This window comes from Pseudomonas sp. MWU347, from assembly GCF_017947305.1.
In the GTDB taxonomy this organism is placed as follows: Bacteria; Pseudomonadota; Gammaproteobacteria; order Pseudomonadales; family Pseudomonadaceae; genus Aquipseudomonas; species Aquipseudomonas putida_A.
In genome coordinates this window covers 117,395-136,810 of record NZ_JAFGZB010000004.1, presented here as the reverse complement: position 1 = coordinate 136,810, position 19,416 = coordinate 117,395, and the positions used below count along the sequence as shown (strand labels likewise).

The following is a 19,416-nucleotide window of genomic DNA, read 5'->3' as shown; positions in this document are numbered from 1 at the left end:
TCGGACGACTAACCCATTCCCCTGTAGGAGTGAGCCTGCTCGCGATAGCGGAGTGTCAGCCACCTAGTTGCCAACTGACACACCGCTATCGCGAGCAGGCTCACTCCTACAAGGGAATTGCGCTGAATTCAAATAATCATCAATCCTTGCAAGCGTATCTTGCCCGCATATAGTCATGGCTGATCGCTTGTGCCGGATCGAAGTTGATCAATCGCTCCATAGCTTGCGCTTCAATCCGAAGGTTCTCGAGATCATCCTGCTTTTCTTGTTTCGATGATGCAGTCATACGCGTCTCGCTCATTTGCACACGCCAGTTCGTGTCAGACGTTTAGTATCGTTTACTTCCAGTTTCTCAATATCAGATGACGCCCACAGACCTTGTAGGCAAACTCCGAAACTCGTGTTCGGGCGCTTTGCGGCTCTATTGCGCTGTTTTTTGACGAGATACTCTCCGGACGTCGCTGACCCATTCAGCGATCGGGTGTGGTAACCCGGAGAACCCAGCGCAAGAGCCCGCTCATCGAGTAATGGCGGCTGTGCGTGGGACGCTTTCGAGCGTGCCGGTTTCCTTGGTTCCCGGTTTACCACCCTGCGTACAGTCGCCTCCCTTTCGTGTGGTAACGAAAGTCGCGGCACTTCGAACCAAGGAGTAACACGATGACCGAAACTGATCTGCACGGACCCGCAAACATTAAAACCATCGGCTTCACCCCCTTCCTCTACCACTCGGATCAAGCGTTCTTCAACGTCCGCGCCGGCATCCCGATCATCGATGCCCTGTCCCAATCCTCCGACCTGCTGTCCCTCGCCAAATCCTTCGCTGAGGACGCTGCCTTCATCAAAGACTCCGACCGTCATGCCTGGGCTGCGCATTACCTGACGGTGATGGGCAAAGCCTTGATTGATGACGTGATCCAAGCGCTGATGCCGCGACCTGCGCGGACGAAGACCGAATCTGAAGAAGAATTGCCTGAAAGCCACTGACACCACAGAATCCTTGTGGGAGCGAGCTTGCTCGCGAATGCGGTGGATCAGCCACCACATGTCTCGACTGACACTCGGCCTTCGCGAGCAAGCTCGCTCCCACAGGGGATTTGCAGTGGGTTAGAGGTTTATGTGCGGGCACAAAAAAGCCCCCGCCAGCCTTGAAGCTGACGGGGGCTTTCCAGTTAGGGCGCGGCTACATCTCCACCTGCGTCCCCAACTCAATCACCCGGTTCAGCGGCAGATTGAAGAACCGCAAGTTGCCGTTGGCATTCTTCAACATGAACGCAAACAGCGCCTCGCGCCAGCGGGCCATGCCTTCGAGTTTCGAGGCGATCACCGTTTCGCGGCTGAGGAAGTAAGTGGTGCGCATCGGGCTGAAATCCAGTTCATCCAGATGACACAGTTTCAGCGCCTGCGGCACATCCGGCTCGTCGGTGAAGCCGAAGTGCAGGATGACGCGGAAGAAGCCTTCGCCGTGGGCCTCGACCTCGAAGCGGCGCGATGGCGGCACACGCGGGATGTCTTCGTAGACCACGGTCAGCAGCACCACTTGCTCGTGCAGCACCTGGTTGTGCAGCAGGTTGTGCAACAGCGCATGCGGCACGGCGTCGGAACGCGCGGTGAGGAACACCGCAGTACCCTGCACGCGGTGCGGCGGCTGCACACGGATGCTGCTGATGAAGATCGGCAGCGGCAGCGCGCCTTCGTCGAGGCGATCGACCAGCAGCTCCTTGCCGCGTTTCCAGGTGGTCATCAGGATGAACAGCACGATCCCCGCCAGCACCGGGAAGGCACCGCCCTGAATGATCTTCGGCACGTTGGCCGCGAAGAACATGCCATCGACCAGCAGGAAACCGAGCAGAATCGGCACCGCCAGCAGCGGGGGCCATTTCCATAGCAGCAGGATCACCGCAGCCACCAGAATACTGGTGATCAGCATGGTGCCCGTCACTGCCACGCCGTAGGCAGACGCCAATGCGCCGGAGGACTCGAAACCGATCACCAGCAGAATCACGCCGACCATCAGCGCCCAGTTCACCGCACCAATATAGATCTGCCCCTGTTCGGCACTGGATGTGTGCTGAATGTGCATGCGCGGAATGTAGCCAAGCTGAATTGCTTGACGGGTCAGCGAAAACGCACCGGAAATCACGGCTTGCGAAGCGATCACCGTGGCCAGGGTTGCCAGCACCACCAAAGGCACCAGTGCCCAGTTCGGCGCCAGCAGGTAAAACGGGTTACGTGCCGCTTCCGGGTTTTCCAGCAGCAATGCGCCCTGACCGAAGTAATTCAGCACCAGTGCCGGCAGTACCAGCGCCAACCAGGCGCGGGCAATCGGCTTGCGCCCGAAGTGGCCCATGTCGGCATACAGGGCCTCAGCGCCGGTCAGCGCCAGCACCACCGCACCGAGAATCGCCACCCCCATGCCCGGGTGAACCATGAAGAAACGCACGCCCCAGATCGGGTTCAGCGCGCTCAATACTTCAGGGTGTCTGACGATCCCGCTGACACCCAGACCGCCCAGCACCAGGAACCACGCCACCATCACCGGACCAAACAGCTTGCCAATGCGATCGGTGCCATGCTTCTGGATCAGGAACAGTGCGACCAGGACCACCAGCGCCATCGGCACCACCCAGCGCTCCAGGCCATCGAATGCCAGCTCCAGACCTTCCACCGCCGACAATACGGAAATCGCCGGGGTGATCATGCTGTCGCCGTAAAACAGTGCGGCACCGATCAATCCCAGGATCACCAGCACCGCCTGCAATTTGGGATAGCGGCTGGATGCGCGTCGCGCCAGGGCGGTCAGCGCCATGATCCCCCCTTCGCCCTGGTTGTCGGCCCGCAAGACGAACAACACGTACTTGATCGTGACGACCCAGATCAGCGACCAGAATATCAATGCCAGAATCCCGAAGACGCCGTCGTGATTGACCGGCACCCCATAATGACCGGCGAATACTTCTTTGAGGGTGTACAACGGGCTCGTGCCGATGTCGCCGTAAACTACCCCGACTGCCGCGACCAGCATGCTCAGCGGTTTTGCAGCCGAATGCTCGGCGCCCGCCGCCTGACTACTTGCCTGACCCATCCAACACTCCTGATTCTCGAACCGGCTTCTTTGAATGAAGCACTATGCTTTGTGGTGCAGCATGCGCTGTTTTACCTGTTGTTACAGACGTTTTGTTGACTGTAAAAAATTGGTAAAGCTCAACGGCGCGAAGCATAGCGCAGCACTCGTCGTATTTCCCTGCATAAAGCTGGTCAAGTGCGTTGCTCATCGCTAGAATTGCGCACTTTTTGATCAGAGGCGCACCCTAAGCGCCCATCCGTCGGCTTTCCCACACGGCAAGCGACGTCACAAAACACCGAGGTTAGACATGTCCACCACTCCTGCGCCGGCCAATCCAAAGGTTGGCTTCGTATCTCTGGGTTGCCCGAAAGCACTGGTCGACTCCGAGCGCATCCTGACCCAACTGCGCATGGAAGGCTATGACGTGGTGTCCACCTATCAGGACGCCGACGTGGTGGTGGTCAACACCTGCGGTTTCATCGACTCGGCCAAGGCTGAGTCGCTGGAAGTGATCGGTGAAGCGATCAAGGAAAACGGCAAGGTGATCGTCACCGGTTGCATGGGCGTGGAAGAAGGCAACATCCGCGACGTACACCCGAGCGTGCTGGCCGTGACCGGTCCGCAGCAATACGAGCAAGTGGTCAACGCCGTGCACGAAGTCGTGCCACCGCGTCAGGATCACAACCCGCTGATCGACCTGGTGCCGCCGCAAGGCATCAAGCTGACTCCGCGTCATTACGCCTACCTGAAGATTTCCGAAGGCTGCAACCACAGCTGCAGCTTCTGCATCATTCCGTCGATGCGCGGCAAACTGGTCAGCCGTCCGGTGGGTGATGTACTCGACGAAGCCCAGCGTCTGGTCAAATCCGGCGTCAAAGAGCTGCTGGTGATCTCGCAAGACACCAGCGCCTACGGTGTCGACGTGAAATACCGCACCGGTTTCTGGAACGGCGCGCCGGTGAAAACCCGCATGACCGAACTCTGCGAAGCGCTGAGTACCTTGGGTGTGTGGGTCCGTCTGCACTACGTTTACCCGTACCCGCACGTCGACGAGTTGATCCCGCTGATGGCCGCCGGCAAGATCCTGCCGTACCTGGACATCCCGTTCCAGCACGCCAGCCCGAAAGTGCTGAAGTCGATGAAACGCCCGGCGTTCGAAGACAAGACCCTGGCGCGGATCAAGAACTGGCGCGAGATCTGCCCGGACCTGATCATCCGTTCGACCTTCATCGTCGGCTTCCCGGGCGAAACCGAAGAAGACTTCCAGTACCTGCTGAACTGGCTGACCGAAGCCCAGCTCGACCGCGTCGGCTGCTTCCAGTACTCGCCGGTCGATGGTGCGCCCGCCAATGATCTGGACCTTGAAGTGGTACCGGACGACGTCAAGCAGGACCGTTGGGAGCGCTTCATGGCGCACCAGCAGGCGATCAGCTCGGCACGCCTGCAGATGCGCATCGGCCGCGAGATCGAAGTGCTGGTGGACGAGGTCGACGAGCAAGGTGCCGTCGGCCGCTGCTTCTTCGATGCCCCGGAAATCGACGGTAACGTATTCATCGACAACGGCAGCAACCTCAAGCCGGGCGACAAGGTCTGGTGCAAGGTGACTGACGCTGACGAATACGATCTGTGGGCTGAGCAGATCTGATCTGAAGATCAAAAGCCCCTCACCCTAACCCTCTCCCTGAGGGAGAGGGAACTGATTGAGTTGCTCTTTCGAATGACGGCGACTTGAAATATCGAGTCGACCTCAGATTTTGAACAGCATGAAGATCAGCTCCCTTCCCCCCTTGGGGGGGAGAGGGTTGGGGTGAGGGGGAAGCTCTTGCAGGCAACATTAACAGCCAGCCAGACACCGAAATAAATACAAAAAGCCCCGCTCTTTTTACGAGATGCGGGGCTTTTTTGCGTCTATCGTTTGCAGTGGGAAGGAATCCCGCTCATCCATTTGAAAAGAGGCAGCCGGGCATGCGTCAGCATTCGGTCATTCACACGCCGAAACTCAGCGATTATCAGGAACTGACCCGGGTCTGGGAGGCCTCGGTCCGCGCGACCCATGATTTTCTGCCGGACAGCTACATCGAGTTGCTGCGTAATCTGGTGCTCACGCGTTACCTGGATGCAGTGATGCTGATCTGTACCAAGGACGCCAACCAGCGCATCACCGGATTCGCCGGGGTGGCGGCGGGCAAGATCGAAATGCTGTTCATCGATCCCGAGTATCGTGGCCAAGGCTTGGGCAAGAAACTGCTCAACTACGCCATGCAACATCTGAATGCCGATGAACTCGACGTCAACGAACAGAACCCGCAGGCACTGGGATTTTATTTCAAGCAGGGTTTTGAAGTGATCGGCCGCTCGGAGGTGGATGGCATGGGCCAGCCGTACCCGTTGCTGCATATGCGCCTGCGGCAGACCCAGCAGCGCTCAAGTAACGGCTGACACACCAAAGTACCCTTGTAGGAGTGAGCCTGCTCGCGATAGCGCCGGACCAGCCGACATCAATGCTGAATGTCAGACGGCAATCGCGAGCAGGCTCACTCCTACAAAAAACCACCTACCGAAATGGAACCGGGCTTAACCGGCGCCAGGCAGGTACAATGCCCACCCCTTTTTTGTTACGGCCCTGTCATGACTGACCCGATTCGCCTCTCCAAACGCCTCATCGAACTGGTCGGTTGCTCCCGCCGGGAGGCCGAGCTGTTCATCGAGGGCGGCTGGGTCACCGTGGACGGCGAAGTGATCGACGAACCGCAATTCAAGGTCGGCAACCAAAAGGTCGAGCTCGACAAGGACGCTCAGGCCACCGCGCCGGAGCCGGTCACGATTCTGCTCAACGTGCCGGCCGGCATGGATGTCGACACCGCCATGCAGTCGCTCAGCGCCGACACCCTCAGCGACGAGCACCGCTACGGCAAACGCCCGCTGCGCGGGCACTTCCTGCGCTTGACCGCCAGCGCCGATCTGCAGCCCAAGGCCAGCGGCCTGCTGGTGTTCACTCAGGACTGGAAAGTGCTGCGCAAACTGACTGCCGACGCGGCCAAGATCGAGCAGGAATACGTGGTCGAGGTCGAAGGCGACATGGTTGCCCACGGCCTCAATCGCCTGCAGCACGGCCTCACCCACAAGGGCAAGGAGCTGCCGCCGGTCAAGGCCAGCTGGCAGAACGAAAACCGCCTGCGCTTCGCCATGAAGAACCCGCAGCCGGGGATCATCGCGCAGTTCTGCGAAGCGGTTGGCCTGAAGGTCGTCGGCATCCGCCGCATCCGCATCGGCGGCGTGTCGATTGGCAAGGTTCCGGTGGGCCAATGGCGCTACCTGTCCGGCAAAGAGAAGTTCTAAGGCTTCCACTGCCGCCACACATTCCGGCAGCGCGCCTGCGTGCTGCCCACAACGATTATCAGGATTACCCACATGATTCATAACGACGTATTGCGTAGCGTGCGCTACATGCTCGACATCAGCGACAAGAAAGTCATCGAGATCATCAAGCTCGGCGGCCTGGACGTGGAGCTGAAAGACGTCGTCGCGTACCTCGACAAGAAAGAAGAAGACGAAGAAGGCTTCGTGCGCTGCCCGGACGAAGTCATGGCGCACTTCCTCGACGGTCTGGTGGTGTTCAAGCGCGGCAAGGACGAAAGCCGTCCGCCGCAGCCGATCGAAGTGCCAGTGACCAACAACATCATCCTGAAGAAGCTGCGCGTGGCCTTCGAACTCAAGGAAGACGACATGCACGCGATCCTCAAGGCAGCCGAGTTCCCGGTGTCCAAGCCTGAGCTGAGCGCACTGTTCCGCAAGGTCGGCCACACCAATTACCGCGCGTGCGGCGACCAGTTGCTGCGCAACTTCCTCAAGGGCTTGACCCTGCGCGTTCGCGGCTGATCTGCGCCACAAGCTCTGAATCGGCGGCGCGGCCTTCGCGAGCAAGCCCGCTCCCACAGGTTTTGTGGCTGACACAAAACCGGACTCCACTCGAGATCCCTGTGGGAGCGGGCTTGCTCGCGAAGGCGTCGGCCCGGCCACCTCGGGTTATCATCCCCACCCCGCTCCCACCTCGACTCCAGACCATGACTTACAACGTCTCCCCCATCGGCTTCGTGCGCTCCTGTTTCAAGGAAAAGTTCGCCATCCCGCGCCAGCCGCAATTGGCCCCCGCTGCCCGTGGTGTGCTGGAGCTGGTGGCGCCGTTCGATCAGGGTGACGCCGTGCAAGGGCTGGAGCAGGTCAGCCATGTCTGGCTGCTGTTCCTGTTTCATCAGGCGCTGGAAGAAAAGCCGCGTCTGAAAGTGCGGCCACCGCGCCTGGGCGGCAACAAGTCCATGGGCGTGTTCGCCACCCGTGCGACGCACCGGCCCAATGGCATCGGGCAGTCTGTGGTGAAGCTGGACAAGGTCGAGGCCCATCGGCTGTTCATTTCGGGGATCGATTTGCTCGATGGCACACCGATTCTCGACATCAAACCCTATGTACCTTACGCCGACATCATCGCTGACGCCTCCAACAGCATCGCCAGCGCCGCGCCACAGCTGATTGACGTGCGGTGGACGGACGCCGCACTGCAACAGGCGCACGGCCATGCTCAGCGCCTCGGCGAGCCTTTGGTCGAGTTGATCGAGCAGTGTCTGGCCCAGGATCCGCGTCCGGCGTATCAGACGCCGACACCAGAGCGCGAATACGGTGCGCAGTTCTGGGATCTGGACGTGCGCTGGCATTACCCGACGCCGGAGCAGATCCGGGTACTGGAAGTCATCCCCGCCAACACCTGAATCCCCGGAAACGCAAAAGCCCGCGCTGCCTTCTCAGGCAACGCGGGCTTTTCTGTGTAGCACGAAACCAATGTGGGAGCGGGCTTGCTCGCGAAAGCGGTGCGCCATTCAACATTGACGTCGACTGACAGCCCCCTTCGCGAGCAAGCCCGCTCCCACAGGTATTGCGGGTTACTTCTCGACGAATGCACGCTCGATCAGGTAGTCACCCGGCTCGCGCATCCGCGCCGAGATCTTCAGGCCGAAGCTGTCGAGCACTTCGCTGGTCTCGTCGAGCATGCTCGGGCTGCCGCAGATCATCGCGCGGTCGTCCTGCGGATTGATCGGTGGCAGGCCGATGTCGCTGAACAGCTTGCCGCTGCGCATCAGGTCGGTCAGACGGCCCTGGTTCTCGAACGGCTCGCGGGTCACGGTCGGGTAGTAGATCAGCTTGTCACGCAGCGCTTCACCGAAGAACTCGTTCTGCGGCAGGTGCTCGGTGATGAATTCGCGGTAGGCGACTTCGTTGACGTAACGCACGCCGTGCACCAGGATCACTTTTTCAAAGCGCTCGTAGGTTTCCGGGTCCTGGATCACGCTCATGAACGGCGCCAGACCGGTGCCGGTGCTCAGCAGATACAGGTGCTTGCCCGGGTTCAGGTCGTCCAGCACCAGGGTGCCGGTAGGCTTCTTCGAGATGATGATCTCGTCGCCTTCCTTCAGGTGCTGCAGCTGCGAGGTCAGCGGACCATCCTGCACCTTGATGCTGAAGAACTCGAGATGCTCTTCCCAGTTCGGGCTGGCGATCGAGTAAGCGCGCATAAGCGGGCGGCCGTTGGGCTGTTGCAGGCCGATCATCACGAACTGACCGTTCTCGAAGCGCAGGCCCGGATCACGGGTGCACTTGAAGCTGAACAGAGTGTCGTTCCAGTGATGAACACTGAGGACACGCTCGTGGTTCATGTTGCTCATGTACGTGGGACTCCTGGATATTGGGTCTGCGCTCGCCTTTGCGGCCAACAGTGCGCAATTGCATCGCATTCTAATAGCGACGACAATATCTGTTAACTGGATTATTAAGATAAGGGTTATCGGTTATATCGATATGCGATTTACTCTTCGTCAACTGCAAGTCTTCGTCGCCGTCGCCCAGCAGGAGAGCGTATCCCGTGCTGCGGGTCTGCTCAACCTCTCGCAGTCGGCGGCGAGCACCTCGATCACCGAACTGGAGCGCCAGTCCAGCTGCCAGCTGTTCGATCGCGCCGGCAAACGCCTGAGCCTGAACGCCCTCGGTAAACAGCTGTTGCCGCAAGCGGTGGCCCTGCTCGACCAGTCCAAGGAAATCGAAGACCTGCTCAACGGCAAATCCGGTTTCGGCTCACTCTCGGTGGGCGCCACCCTGACCATCGGCAATTATCTGGCGACCCTGTTGATCGGCGGCTTCATGCAGCGCCACCCGGAAAGCCAGGTAAAACTGCACGTACAGAACACTGCCAATATCGTGCATCAAGTCGCCCACTACGAAATTGATCTGGGTCTAATCGAAGGCGACTGCAGCCATCCGGACATCGAAGTGCAGAGCTGGGTGGAAGATGAACTGGTGGTGTTTTGCGCGCCGCAGCACCCACTGGCCAAACGTGACAGCGCGACCATGGAAGAGTTGACGCACGAAGCGTGGATTCTGCGTGAACAGGGTTCCGGCACGCGCCTGACCTTTGATCAGGCCATGCGGCACCATCGCAGTGCGCTGAATATCCGTCTGGAGCTGGAGCACACCGAAGCGATCAAACGCGCGGTGGAATCAGGGTTGGGGATTGGCTGTATATCGCGGCTGGCGCTGCGCGATGCCTTTCGGCGTGGCAGCCTGGTGGCGGTGGAAACGCCGGATCTGGACCTGGCGCGGCAGTTTTACTTCATCTGGCACAAGCAAAAGTACCAGACCTCGGCCATGCGCGAGTTTCTCGATCTGTGCCGCGCCTTCACCGCCGGGGTGCAGCGCAGCGACGAGATCGTCTTGCCGAGTATCGCTTAAAGCAGAATCACCGCCCACACCAGGGCAATCATGCTCAGGGCCACGAATTGCGCGGCACTGCCCATGTCCTTGGCGTTCTTCGACAGCGGGTGCAGTTCCAGGGAAATGCGGTCAATCGCCGCTTCTACCGCCGAGTTCAGCAACTCGACGATCAGCGCCAGCAGGCACACGGCGATCAGCAGTGCCTGTTCGACGCGACTGACATTCAGGAAGAACGTCAGCGGAATCAGCACCAAATTGAGCAGGACCAGTTGGCGAAATGCGGCTTCGCCGGTGAAGGCTGCGCGCAGACCGTCCAGCGAGTAACCGGATGCGTTGAGGATGCGTTTCAGGCCGGTCTGGCCCTTGAAAGGTGACATAACGTAAAAACCAACCAGAAAGGAGTGGGAAAGCTAGAGCAACAAAAGTCAAAAAAGCGTGAAGACGCCAGCCTTTATTGGCTCGGAATTGACTCAAGTTGTTGCAGAAGTAATGCCGCCTGAGTCCGGGTGCGCACATTCAACTTGCGAAAGATCGCCGTGACGTGGGCCTTGATGGTCGCTTCGGACACGCTCAACTCGTAGGCAATCTGCTTGTTCAGCAGGCCTTCACAGACCATGGTCAGTACGCGGAACTGCTGCGGGGTGAGACTGGCCAGGCCGTCGCTGGCGGCTTTGGCTTCATCGGAGACACTGACGGCTTCGAACGCCTGCGGGGGCCAGAACACATCGCCATCGAGCACCTTGCGCACGGCTTGCTGAATCACATTCAGGTCGCTGGACTTGGGAATGAAGCCACTGGCGCCAAACTCGCGAGACTTGACCATGACCGAGGCTTCTTCCTGCGCCGAAACCATCACCACCGGAATCTGCGGGTACTGCCCGCGCAGCATGACCAGACCGGAAAACCCGAACGCGCCGGGCATGTTCAGGTCCAGCAGGACCAGATCCCAGTCGGATTTTTCGGTCAGGCGCGCTTCCAGCTCGGCGATGCTCGCCACCTCCACCAGTCGCACATCCGGGCCAAGGCCCAGTGTCACCGCTTGATGCAGCGCGCTACGAAACAGAGGGTGATCATCGGCAATCAGGATGTCGTATGTGGCCATTTTTCAAATGATCCTGTTTTTTGATGGCAGACCCGACGCATTCGGGCCTCGCCAAAGCAACTCGAGATACCGCCGCACAGCGCTATCCACAGGGGCACGTTCAACGCCAATCACGAGCAAACACGGCGTTTCAAACCTTGGCCGCACCCCAATCGGCGCCAAGCATGCCCAGCGTAGCCGGGGTGGTCAAGCAGCACGGCCGCCGCTGGGTGAAGTATGGGCCACTATGGGGCCAACACCGCTTGCGGCTTTCGTATATAAGGCAAGAGCTCGGCGTGGGCCGGAGTCGACTCGTTGAGCGGCAACTGTTGTTTGGCGCCCAGATAGTGCTGGCTGAACACATCGAAGTATGCGTCCAGCGCCGACGCTGCATCGCTGTCCCCGGCCAGTTCCAGGCACAAAGCCGCGACTTCGGCGGTGCACAGGTGCTCGCTGCGGGTCGAGCGGCGCAGGCGATAACGCGAGAGTCTGTCGGGCAGCAGGCTGAGAATCGGCAAACGGTCGAAGTACGGACTCTTGCGGAAAATCTTGCGCGCCTCGGTCCAGGTCGCATCCAGCAGGATGAACAACGGACGCTTGCTGCTATCGGGCACGACGGTGTTGGTCACCCGCGACGGTTCTACATATTCGCCGGGAAATACAAGGTACGGCTGCCATTGCGGGTCGTTGAGCAGCGCCAGCATCCGCGGGTCGGGTTCGGTGCGCGACCAGATGAACGCGTGGTTGTCGCGCACCACATCGGCGATCAACCAACCGGTGTTGCTCGGCTTGAACACTTCCTTGCCGGTCATGATCAGACACACACCGGAACGGGTTTCGACGGTCGGCCGCCAGGCGCACAGGCAGTGGCTGATGATCACCCGGCAGTCGCGGCAACGCTCGGAGCGAAAACCACGGGCCTGAATCGGCTTGATACCTTCGTCCTCGCGCTGGTCACGCAAGCGGGCTACGGCGTTGGGGGCATGATGGATCACGGGCAACGCCTTATGGCAGGAAAACTCGACACACACAGCACTCGGCAAGGCAATAAAGGGCGGCAGTTTACCAGAGCGACGAGCGCAAACCTGTACCGTCCCGACCGGCTCCCCTATAATCCGGCGCCACTGAACGCACAGCCACGGGGCTGGTCGAACCACCAGTCACTGAATCAGGAGAGTTTCATGCTGCGCCTTATCGTTCCTACCGCGGCCATCGCACTGGCGTTGTCCTTCAGCGCACAAGCGGCGTCCTTGAAAGAGCAGAATCTGAACAAAGAACTGCGCAACATCGCCGAACAAAGCAGCGTCGGCACGCCACGGGCGATCAATGAAGACATTCTCGATCAGGGCTACACCGTTGAGGGCGTTACCCTGATCAACCACCTGAGCGTCCAGGCCAGCCACGCCGAAAAGATGCGCGCTGACCCAAAAGCCGTGTATTTCCAGCTGGGTGCTTCGGTGTGCAATAACCCGTCGTACCGCAAGCTGATGGCCAAGGGTGCGATCATGCGTTACGACTTCAGTGAATATAAAACCAACAAGGCCATCGGCTCGGCCAGCTACCAGGATTCCGATTGCCCGAAAGCTGCCCCGGCGAAGAAGAAGTAATCATCGGGTATTGGCGCGCCGTTGTTCATCTTCGGCGCGCAATTCGGCCACCAGGGCCTGCAAGTAGCGAGAACGTCGTTCTCCACCTGCCAACCGACGGCAGCACTCCTCTTCGAGACTCACTTGATTGGTCTCGGCTGATGCTTTCAGCATCCGATACAACTGCGTATCGATTTCCAGAACCACTCTGGCCATCTCTCCCGCCTCCATGCCTGCTACCCGCGAATCCTTGAAAAGCGCGCACCCTGCGTACGGTTGCCGACTCAAAGCTGTCGTACAGTGCCTGTAGGTTAGTAAATCAGAGTGATTGCTCTACGGCGTACGTTCGGACGAGTGGTGAATATTCATTGCCAGCCAGCCCGCAACGGTTGCCAGGAAAGCCTGCGCGGCGTAAAGATCAACTCAGCGCAATGGCTCGCAAGGGTCTAGATTCAAAGTATTCCCGATCACCTGTTCACGGCAGAAAAAGGAGCTGCCGAGTGTGTGTTTTTTGCAGCGCGGCACTGACGCCGCACGTCAGGGCCACCCGCTCTGTGCAGAAGGAGACGTTGAATGCCTTACCAACCGAATGACCTGCTCAGCCGACATTTTCAGGAAAGCGGCCCCGACCTCATCAGCAAGGTCGAAGAACAGCTCAAGCAGATTTCCCCCGACAGCCCGAACCTGCCGATTTATCGCGACATGATCCTGACCGTGCTGCGCATGGCCCAAGAGGATCACAACCGCTGGAACGCCAAGATCACCCTGCAGGCCCTGCGTGAACTGGAGCAGGCGTTCCGGGTGCTGGAACAATTCAAGGGACGACGCAAAGTCACGGTATTCGGCTCGGCGCGCACGCCGGTCGAGCACCCCCTGTATGCAATGGCGCGTGAACTCGGCGCGGCCCTGACGCGATCAGACATGATGGTCATCACCGGTGCGGGTGGCGGGATCATGGCCGCCGCGCACGAAGGCGCCGGGCGTGACCACAGCCTCGGGTTCAACATCACCCTGCCCTTCGAGCAGCATGCCAACCCGACTGTGGACGGCACCGGCAATCTGCTGCCGTTCCATTTTTTCTTCACCCGCAAACTGTTCTTCGTCAAGGAAGCCGATGCGCTGGTGCTGTGCCCTGGCGGGTTCGGCACCCTGGACGAGGCACTGGAAGTACTGACACTGATCCAGACCGGCAAAAGCCCGTTGGTGCCGGTGGTGTTGCTGGATGCGCCGGGCGGAACATTCTGGCAAGGCGCCCTGGACTTCATTCGCCAGCAACTCGAAGAAAACCACTACATCCTGCCCACCGACCTGAAACTGATGCGTCTGGTCTATAACGTCGATGAGGCGGTGGAGCAGATCAACCAGTTCTACAGCAACTTCCACTCCAGTCGCTGGCTCAAGCGTCAGTTCGTGATTCGTATGCATCACAAGCTCAGTGACGTGGCGATGGCGCATATGCAGGAGGCTTTCGCCGATCTGTGCCTGAGTGACCAGTTCCATCAACACGCTTACAGCGGCGAGGAACATGACGAAGCGCAGTACAGCCACCTGGTGCGGTTGGCTTTCGCGTTCAATGCCCGAAATCATGGCCGTCTCAGGGAACTGGTGGATTACATCAACCTCCCCGAAAACTGGGCTCACACCCAACCGCAGACCGCCCAACGTGCACGTGAGCCATCAAAGGTAATTTGAAGGCAAAAAAAAACGGCCCGCTATTTTCATAGCGGGCCGTTTCTATTAAACCGACTTAATCGTCCATGCTTCTGCCGCTGAACAAGCGGTTGATCATCTCCATCGAAAAACCCCGATAGGCGAGGAAGCGGCCTTGTTTGGCCCGCTCCTTGGCGTCAATCGGCAAGTGTCCCGAGAACTTGCGTTGCCACGTCTCGCGAAGCTGCTCCTGCCAGTCGATACCGCTTTCACGCAGGGCAAGTTCGATATCGGCGCGTTGCAAACCACGCTGACCCAGCTCTTCGCGAATGCGCAAGGGGCCATAGCCGGAGCGGGCACGGTAGGAAACAAAGCTTTCAAGGTAACGGGCTTCGGAAAGCAGCCCCTCTTCCGTCAATCGGTCGAGGGCTGTTTCGATCATTTCCGCCTCAGCGCCGCGCTGACGCAGTTTACGCGTCAGTTCGACTCGACCGTGCTCGCGTCGAGCGAGCAGGTCCATGGCGGTTCGCCGCACCGCGACGAGGGTATCGAGTACAGCGGTGGTCATCGCTGCGATCAGATATCAGCGTCAGCCAGGTCGTCTTCGGTCTCTTTGACCGCAGAAGCCTTGGAGTCGGCGATCACCGCTGGTGACAGCAGTTTGTCACGCAGCTGCTTCTCGAGCTTGGCAGCGACTTCCGGGTTGTCTGCCAGGAACTTGGCCGAGTTGGCCTTGCCCTGACCGATCTTGGTGCCTTCATAGGCATACCAGGCGCCGGATTTCTCGACGAAACCATGCAGCACGCCCAGGTCGATCATCTCGCCATTGAGGTAGATGCCTTTGCCGTAAAGGATCTGGAATTCGGCCTGACGGAACGGCGACGCCACCTTGTTCTTCACAACCTTGACGCGGGTTTCGCTGCCGACCACTTCGTCGCCTTCCTTCACCGCGCCGGTACGGCGGATGTCGAGACGGACCGAAGCGTAGAACTTCAGCGCGTTACCACCGGTGGTGGTTTCCGGGCTGCCGAACATCACGCCGATCTTCATGCGGATCTGGTTGATGAAGATCACCAGGCAGTTGGCGTTCTTGATGTTACCGGTGATTTTACGCAGCGCCTGGGACATCAGACGGGCTTGCAGGCCCACGTGCATGTCACCCATTTCGCCTTCGATTTCAGCCTTCGGTACCAGTGCAGCCACGGAGTCGACGATGATCACGTCTACTGCGTTGGAGCGCACCAGCATGTCAGTGATTTCCAGCGCCTGTTCACCGGTGTCCGGCTGGGAAACCAGCAGGTCGTCGACGTTGACGCCCAGCTTGCCGGCGTACTCAGGGTCGAGGGCGTGTTCGGCGTCGACGAAGGCGCAGGTCGCGCCGGCTTTTTGAGCCTGGGCGATCACGGACAGCGTCAGTGTGGTTTTACCGGAAGATTCAGGACCGTAGATTTCAACAATACGGCCTTTTGGCAGACCGCCGATGCCGAGTGCGATGTCCAGACCCAGAGAGCCGGTGGAGATAGCCGGGATCGCCTGACGGTCCTGATCGCCCATACGCATCACGGCACCCTTGCCGAATTGACGTTCGATCTGACCCAGGGCCGCAGCCAAGGCTTTCTTCTTGTTGTCGTCCATTAAAGTCCTCACGTAATCAATAAGGCCTGACGGCCAACACCTGTATAAGTAGCCAGTATTATTCCACAGCGTTCGCGGATCGCCTACCCCTGATTTTCGATTTCTCGTGCCGCTAGTCGCAACAGCCCCTCTAGCGCGGCCTTCACCGTTTGTCGGCGGACTTCATCGCGGTTGCCGGGGAAGTGCTGAACCTCACTGGAAACCGCATCGCCCACGCCCCAGGCCAGCCACACCGTGCCCACCGGTTTGTTCGGTGTACCGCCATCGGGCCCCGCCACGCCGCTGACCGCCACGGCAAACCGCGCCAGACTGTGCTTCTGCGCACCACGCACCATCGCCTCGACGACTTCGCGACTGACCGCACCCACCGTGCCGAACAATTCGGTGGGGACATTCAGTTGCCGGGTCTTCTGCCGGTTGGAGTAGGTCACGTAACCGGCCTCGAACCACGCCGAGCTCCCCGGAATCCGCGTGATCGCTTCAGCAATCCCGCCACCGGTACACGACTCGGCCGTGGTGACGTGGGCGTTGAGCAACTGCAAACGTCGGCCGAGCTCGGCAGCCAGTTGAGTGATCTCTTTCACGGTGCGCTCCGGATCGGATGGAATGACTACCACCGTACACGACCCGGTTGCGCTTTCAATACACAGACTCATTCAAAATGTTCGGGCGCCAGCGCTCTGACATAGGCCTGACAGGCCTGCAAGGCAATCAGTCCGCGGTCACCGGTGTCGGTGATGGCGATAATTCGTTGAGCATGCGCCGGGTCAAGTCGGGCGCGTACGGCTGCATGATCCACGCCGCCGGGGCCGGTGGCGGCTGGCACCCCGCAGCCTTGGGCAGCGTCGCCGGCGTCGATGAGGACTGACAGGCGCAGATCAGCAGTGGCAAGACGATCGCGCAGGCGATCCTGATCACGTTGGGCATCACTGAGTGCTCGATAGTGGGTTTGTTCACTGGCCGCGAGGCGTTGCTCAAGGGCCAGACGTTTATCCTGCTCGACCTGCTGCGCGCTGGCTGCGGCCACATTCAGCTGATTGAGAGTGTCGGCGTTTAACCGCGCCTGCTCCGCGAGTTGTCGCTCGTAACGCCAGTCCTGAAACTGCCAGGCCAACGCAGCGCCCCCCAAGGTCAGCAACAAAAAGCCGGTTAAACGCCAGGAGACGGACATAGCACCGCCCTCGCCCGCGCCCAGATGTCGAGCCGATCCTGCAGGCCATTCAACCCGCCGTTGATTCGGCGGGTGATGCTGTTGAACTGGTCGCGGTCGGCCAGATCGTTCAGGCCGTTCTGTTCCCAGAACCATGCCGCCGATTCCGCTGCCCATTGCGGTTGCTCAAGCAATTCCGGCAAGGACAGCAAGCGCTCATCGCCGAATAGGCCGAGGCTGCACTGCCGATAGTTGCTGCGCCCGGTGATCTGGATCAGCCCGCGACCGCGGTATTTCTGCCCATCGCCGTCGGCCTCGGGCGTGTTGCCCAGACGTAACGCCAGCGTGCCAGTGTCGTATTTGCTCAGGTACTGGTTGTTGCCCAGCTCGCGCACGTATTGCAACTGGCCCGACTCGTGACCGATCTGCGCAAGAAACGCGGCGATGCGTTTTGGCGAGTCGATATGGCGGCGATTCATTGCGTTATTCAGTGCAGAAACAAAAACGCCCGCTTGGGAGCGGGCGTTGGGCATGATGGTTTTAAGGTTGTCTTCTGTTATTTGCATGATGCGTAATCCTCCCTGGATGCTCCGATTGAATCATGGTTGACGGACAACGGCCCCCAGCCATTTTTTTGCCAGAGTTGTCAGGGTGTTGTTCGACAAAGATTCTTCGAGTGCTTCATTTAGTGGCAGCACTTGCCCACCGGTTAACAGCCATTGCTGATACTCAAGCCAGTCACGATTGGTCGTGTCCTGCGGAATAAACGCAGAATCTTCAACGCGCAATACGCCACAAGCAGTCAGTTGATATGTCATGAGCTACCCCTAGACTTCAGCGTCCGCAGTCCATTCAATCTGCAATCCGTTACCGGGCTGACTGCTCACAGGCGTCACGGTACCGATGGCGAAACTTCGCTGTGTCACACTTTGCACAGTGGTCCCCGTGCATGCCACTCCCTGCGAGTAGTTCCAGACCTGACTACTTTCATTTCCAGGGCAATACAGGATAACGGTGGGTTGCACTCTCTTCTGAACCTGCATGTCTGTAACCATGCCGTATTGACCGGTATTCCCGGCCGCAGCCTGAGTGAACGTAACGATGCAGGTTCCGACACCATTGTTTGCACGAATCTGTAAACGACTGGCAAAGGACTTCTCGAAGTAGCGCTGACACAACATCAGCTCTTCACCAACCGGGCGGTATTCGAATGGCGTGGAAACCGGTCCTTCCTCGAGTTGAACCCGCGCAAGATCCACAGTTTGCAAAACGTTAAGTGGCAGATCAAAAGCCAACCTCAAGTAATCATTGGCACCGAGCATTTTCCCAGCGATCACTGGCACCTGAAATGTTGCGCTGAATTTGGTCCATGCAGTGCTCAATGCAAAGACATCGACCACTTTGACGACGGCTTCCGAACCACCGTTGCCGAAGTACTGACCGATGGTTACCTTCAACGGGCGCGCGGCGTCGGAGCGCGCCCAAAATGTTACGGTGGCGGTTTTTCCAGCCAGAGTCCTGACGGATTCAACGCTTTGGGAAATCTTGTGCTCGGTAGCGCCAACGCCCGCCGTGGTTTGCTGCCAGCGCAAGAAATAGCTCGGCTCACCCGCCACGTCTGTCTGGCCAGGGGCAAAATCCTGGCGAGAGATGGCCACGGCAGCATTGCCATTCCAGTCGCAACGAAAACGATCGGCTACATACCCACCAATATTGGGGCCTTGGTTGGTCGTTCCGCGCTGCCAGATATCGAAGCCGCCATTGATCAGCACATTCCGGCGATACACCTGCGCCGGAAATTGCTGCAGTGGATCAGGCTTCGATAATTGGCGGATCGCCTGCGCCAACTGATCGGTTTGTGCTTCATCAGGTTTCAAACCAGCCGCAGTAATCGCGCCGAGAATCTCCTGGGTGACGCTGTTGCCCCAGCTCGCCGGGATCAACGATCCCGGCGTGCCGGCAATGGCATCTTCATCGACAAATTTTCCGTCGACCAGGCCTGAGCCCGGGATGCTTTTTGGGTAATCCATATTTATTTATCCTCGGCCGATGAGCAAATCGCTCACCCATTGGTCCGTAGCAAGTCTTCCAGCCAATCGGGTTCGATCGGACGCGAACGGGCATCTGGGAACCCTGGATTGTTGGGCCAGTCGCGCAGCGCCTGCCGATAGGCCAGGAGTTGCTTGAACTCTTCGCTGCGCAGGGTGGTGCCCTCGCCCATTTCCAGTTCTTCGGCATCGCGAAGGACCAGCCACTGGGTACGATCCAATACCTTGTCTCGCCAGGTCCGTTCCATGACATCGGGGGTTTGCTCTGCCAGTAGCACCCGTTCAGGGCGCCCGCTGACGGTCAGGGAAAGAACGGTTCCCTTTGGAGCGTTCGAGACCAGCGCGCAATACTCGCCCTCGCTCAATTCGAACGCGTCCGCGGGGATATTGGCGCCATGCAGATCGGCGTGATAAAAGCCGGAAGTTTTCGGAGAAAAGTAATACAT

At 59.2% G+C, this 19,416-nt stretch carries 24 protein-coding genes; 9 read left to right on the top strand and 15 right to left on the bottom strand.

Going from position 1 to position 19,416, the window contains the following annotated elements:
- Positions 1 to 139: 139 nt before the first annotated feature.
- On the bottom strand, positions 140 to 301 hold the full coding sequence (locus KCG87_RS09920) for a hypothetical protein (RefSeq protein WP_167797063.1): 162 nt from the start codon (positions 299 to 301) through the stop codon (positions 140 to 142).
- Positions 302 to 657: 356 nt separating this feature from the next.
- On the opposite strand from KCG87_RS09920, the gene KCG87_RS09915 reads away from it, so the two are divergent.
- A complete protein-coding gene (locus KCG87_RS09915) occupies positions 658 to 984 on the top strand; it encodes a DUF3077 domain-containing protein (protein WP_210558017.1) in 327 nt (108 codons plus the stop codon).
- 196 nt (positions 985 to 1,180) lie between these two features.
- On the opposite strand, the gene KCG87_RS09910 is transcribed toward KCG87_RS09915, so the two are convergent.
- Complete coding sequence (locus KCG87_RS09910) at positions 1,181 to 3,082, bottom strand: potassium transporter Kup (protein WP_210558020.1); 1,902 nt, start codon at positions 3,080 to 3,082, stop codon at positions 1,181 to 1,183.
- A 289-nt stretch (positions 3,083 to 3,371) separates the two neighbouring features.
- Between KCG87_RS09910 and rimO the strand changes: the two genes are divergently transcribed.
- The 5 genes from rimO (at position 3,372) to tsaA (ending at position 7,827) form a co-directional block, all read left to right on the top strand.
- Positions 3,372 to 4,709 (top strand): 30S ribosomal protein S12 methylthiotransferase RimO, encoded by a 1,338-nt coding sequence (rimO, locus tag KCG87_RS09905; RefSeq protein WP_024011887.1) that lies wholly within the window; start codon positions 3,372 to 3,374, stop codon positions 4,707 to 4,709.
- Positions 4,710 to 5,029: 320 nt separating this feature from the next.
- Positions 5,030 to 5,503 (top strand): GNAT family N-acetyltransferase, encoded by a 474-nt coding sequence (locus KCG87_RS09900; RefSeq protein ID WP_027611095.1) that lies wholly within the window; start codon positions 5,030 to 5,032, stop codon positions 5,501 to 5,503.
- Positions 5,504 to 5,692: 189 nt separating this feature from the next.
- Positions 5,693 to 6,403 (top strand): rRNA pseudouridine synthase, encoded by a 711-nt coding sequence (locus KCG87_RS09895; protein ID WP_210558022.1) that lies wholly within the window; start codon positions 5,693 to 5,695, stop codon positions 6,401 to 6,403.
- A 72-nt stretch (positions 6,404 to 6,475) separates the two neighbouring features.
- The gene (locus KCG87_RS09890; RefSeq protein ID WP_027611093.1) at positions 6,476 to 6,943 is read left to right on the top strand and encodes a DUF1456 family protein; all 468 of its coding nucleotides are present in this window, start codon (positions 6,476 to 6,478) and stop codon (positions 6,941 to 6,943) included.
- Between the two features lie 185 nt (positions 6,944 to 7,128).
- Positions 7,129 to 7,827, top strand: coding sequence for a tRNA (N6-threonylcarbamoyladenosine(37)-N6)-methyltransferase TrmO (tsaA, locus tag KCG87_RS09885; RefSeq protein WP_103367818.1), 699 nt, complete (start codon positions 7,129 to 7,131; stop codon positions 7,825 to 7,827).
- A gap of 171 nt (positions 7,828 to 7,998) precedes the next feature.
- On the opposite strand, the gene fpr is transcribed toward tsaA, so the two are convergent.
- Complete coding sequence (gene fpr / locus KCG87_RS09880) at positions 7,999 to 8,778, bottom strand: ferredoxin-NADP reductase (protein ID WP_007908723.1); 780 nt, start codon at positions 8,776 to 8,778, stop codon at positions 7,999 to 8,001.
- 133 nt (positions 8,779 to 8,911) lie between these two features.
- Between fpr and KCG87_RS09875 the strand changes: the two genes are divergently transcribed.
- A complete protein-coding gene (locus KCG87_RS09875) occupies positions 8,912 to 9,838 on the top strand; it encodes a LysR family transcriptional regulator (RefSeq protein ID WP_210558025.1) in 927 nt (308 codons plus the stop codon).
- On the opposite strand, the gene KCG87_RS09870 is transcribed toward KCG87_RS09875, so the two are convergent.
- The 3 genes from KCG87_RS09870 to KCG87_RS09860 form a co-directional block, all read right to left on the bottom strand.
- Positions 9,835 to 10,197, bottom strand: a complete 363-nt coding sequence (locus KCG87_RS09870; RefSeq protein ID WP_210558028.1) for a diacylglycerol kinase — start codon at positions 10,195 to 10,197, stop codon at positions 9,835 to 9,837. The two genes, KCG87_RS09875 and KCG87_RS09870, sit on opposite strands and share 4 nt — an antisense overlap.
- A gap of 74 nt (positions 10,198 to 10,271) precedes the next feature.
- On the bottom strand, positions 10,272 to 10,922 hold the full coding sequence (gene erdR / locus KCG87_RS09865) for a response regulator transcription factor ErdR (RefSeq protein WP_027611090.1): 651 nt from the start codon (positions 10,920 to 10,922) through the stop codon (positions 10,272 to 10,274).
- A 224-nt stretch (positions 10,923 to 11,146) separates the two neighbouring features.
- Positions 11,147 to 11,893, bottom strand: a complete 747-nt coding sequence (locus KCG87_RS09860; RefSeq protein WP_177408950.1) for a tRNA-uridine aminocarboxypropyltransferase — start codon at positions 11,891 to 11,893, stop codon at positions 11,147 to 11,149.
- A gap of 189 nt (positions 11,894 to 12,082) precedes the next feature.
- Between KCG87_RS09860 and KCG87_RS09855 the strand changes: the two genes are divergently transcribed.
- Positions 12,083 to 12,508 carry a PA3611 family quorum-sensing-regulated virulence factor gene (locus KCG87_RS09855; protein ID WP_027611088.1) on the top strand — a complete coding sequence of 142 codons (426 nt, stop codon included), beginning with the start codon at positions 12,083 to 12,085 and terminating at the stop codon, positions 12,506 to 12,508.
- On the opposite strand, the gene KCG87_RS09850 is transcribed toward KCG87_RS09855, so the two are convergent.
- Positions 12,509 to 12,703: a hypothetical protein gene (locus tag KCG87_RS09850; protein WP_027611087.1), complete on the bottom strand. Its 195-nt coding sequence runs from the start codon at positions 12,701 to 12,703 to the stop codon at positions 12,509 to 12,511. It lies immediately after the preceding gene.
- A 357-nt stretch (positions 12,704 to 13,060) separates the two neighbouring features.
- On the opposite strand from KCG87_RS09850, the gene KCG87_RS09845 reads away from it, so the two are divergent.
- Entirely contained in the window at positions 13,061 to 14,179 is a 1,119-nt protein-coding gene (locus KCG87_RS09845; protein ID WP_098967521.1) for a TIGR00730 family Rossman fold protein, read from the top strand.
- Positions 14,180 to 14,234: 55 nt separating this feature from the next.
- On the opposite strand, the gene recX is transcribed toward KCG87_RS09845, so the two are convergent.
- From recX to KCG87_RS09805, 8 genes are all read right to left on the bottom strand, one after another.
- Positions 14,235 to 14,705: a recombination regulator RecX gene (recX, locus tag KCG87_RS09840; protein ID WP_027611085.1), complete on the bottom strand. Its 471-nt coding sequence runs from the start codon at positions 14,703 to 14,705 to the stop codon at positions 14,235 to 14,237.
- Positions 14,706 to 14,713: 8 nt separating this feature from the next.
- Complete coding sequence (gene recA, locus KCG87_RS09835) at positions 14,714 to 15,772, bottom strand: recombinase RecA (RefSeq protein WP_003222269.1); 1,059 nt, start codon at positions 15,770 to 15,772, stop codon at positions 14,714 to 14,716.
- 83 nt (positions 15,773 to 15,855) lie between these two features.
- Entirely contained in the window at positions 15,856 to 16,356 is a 501-nt protein-coding gene (locus KCG87_RS09830) for a CinA family protein (protein ID WP_096795871.1), read from the bottom strand.
- Positions 16,357 to 16,424: 68 nt separating this feature from the next.
- A complete protein-coding gene (locus KCG87_RS09825) occupies positions 16,425 to 16,943 on the bottom strand; it encodes a lysis system i-spanin subunit Rz (protein WP_098967519.1) in 519 nt (172 codons plus the stop codon).
- Positions 16,922 to 17,488 (bottom strand): glycoside hydrolase family 19 protein, encoded by a 567-nt coding sequence (locus tag KCG87_RS09820; protein ID WP_134785566.1) that lies wholly within the window; start codon positions 17,486 to 17,488, stop codon positions 16,922 to 16,924. Before KCG87_RS09820 ends, KCG87_RS09825 begins: the two co-directional genes overlap by 22 nt.
- Before the next feature lie 33 nt (positions 17,489 to 17,521).
- Positions 17,522 to 17,740, bottom strand: a complete 219-nt coding sequence (locus KCG87_RS09815) for a hypothetical protein (protein WP_210558030.1) — start codon at positions 17,738 to 17,740, stop codon at positions 17,522 to 17,524.
- A 9-nt stretch (positions 17,741 to 17,749) separates the two neighbouring features.
- Positions 17,750 to 18,952 carry a carbohydrate binding domain-containing protein gene (locus KCG87_RS09810; protein WP_210558033.1) on the bottom strand — a complete coding sequence of 401 codons (1,203 nt, stop codon included), beginning with the start codon at positions 18,950 to 18,952 and terminating at the stop codon, positions 17,750 to 17,752.
- Positions 18,953 to 18,984: 32 nt separating this feature from the next.
- On the bottom strand, positions 18,985 to 19,416 hold the full coding sequence (locus KCG87_RS09805) for a phage tail assembly chaperone (protein ID WP_210558036.1): 432 nt from the start codon (positions 19,414 to 19,416) through the stop codon (positions 18,985 to 18,987).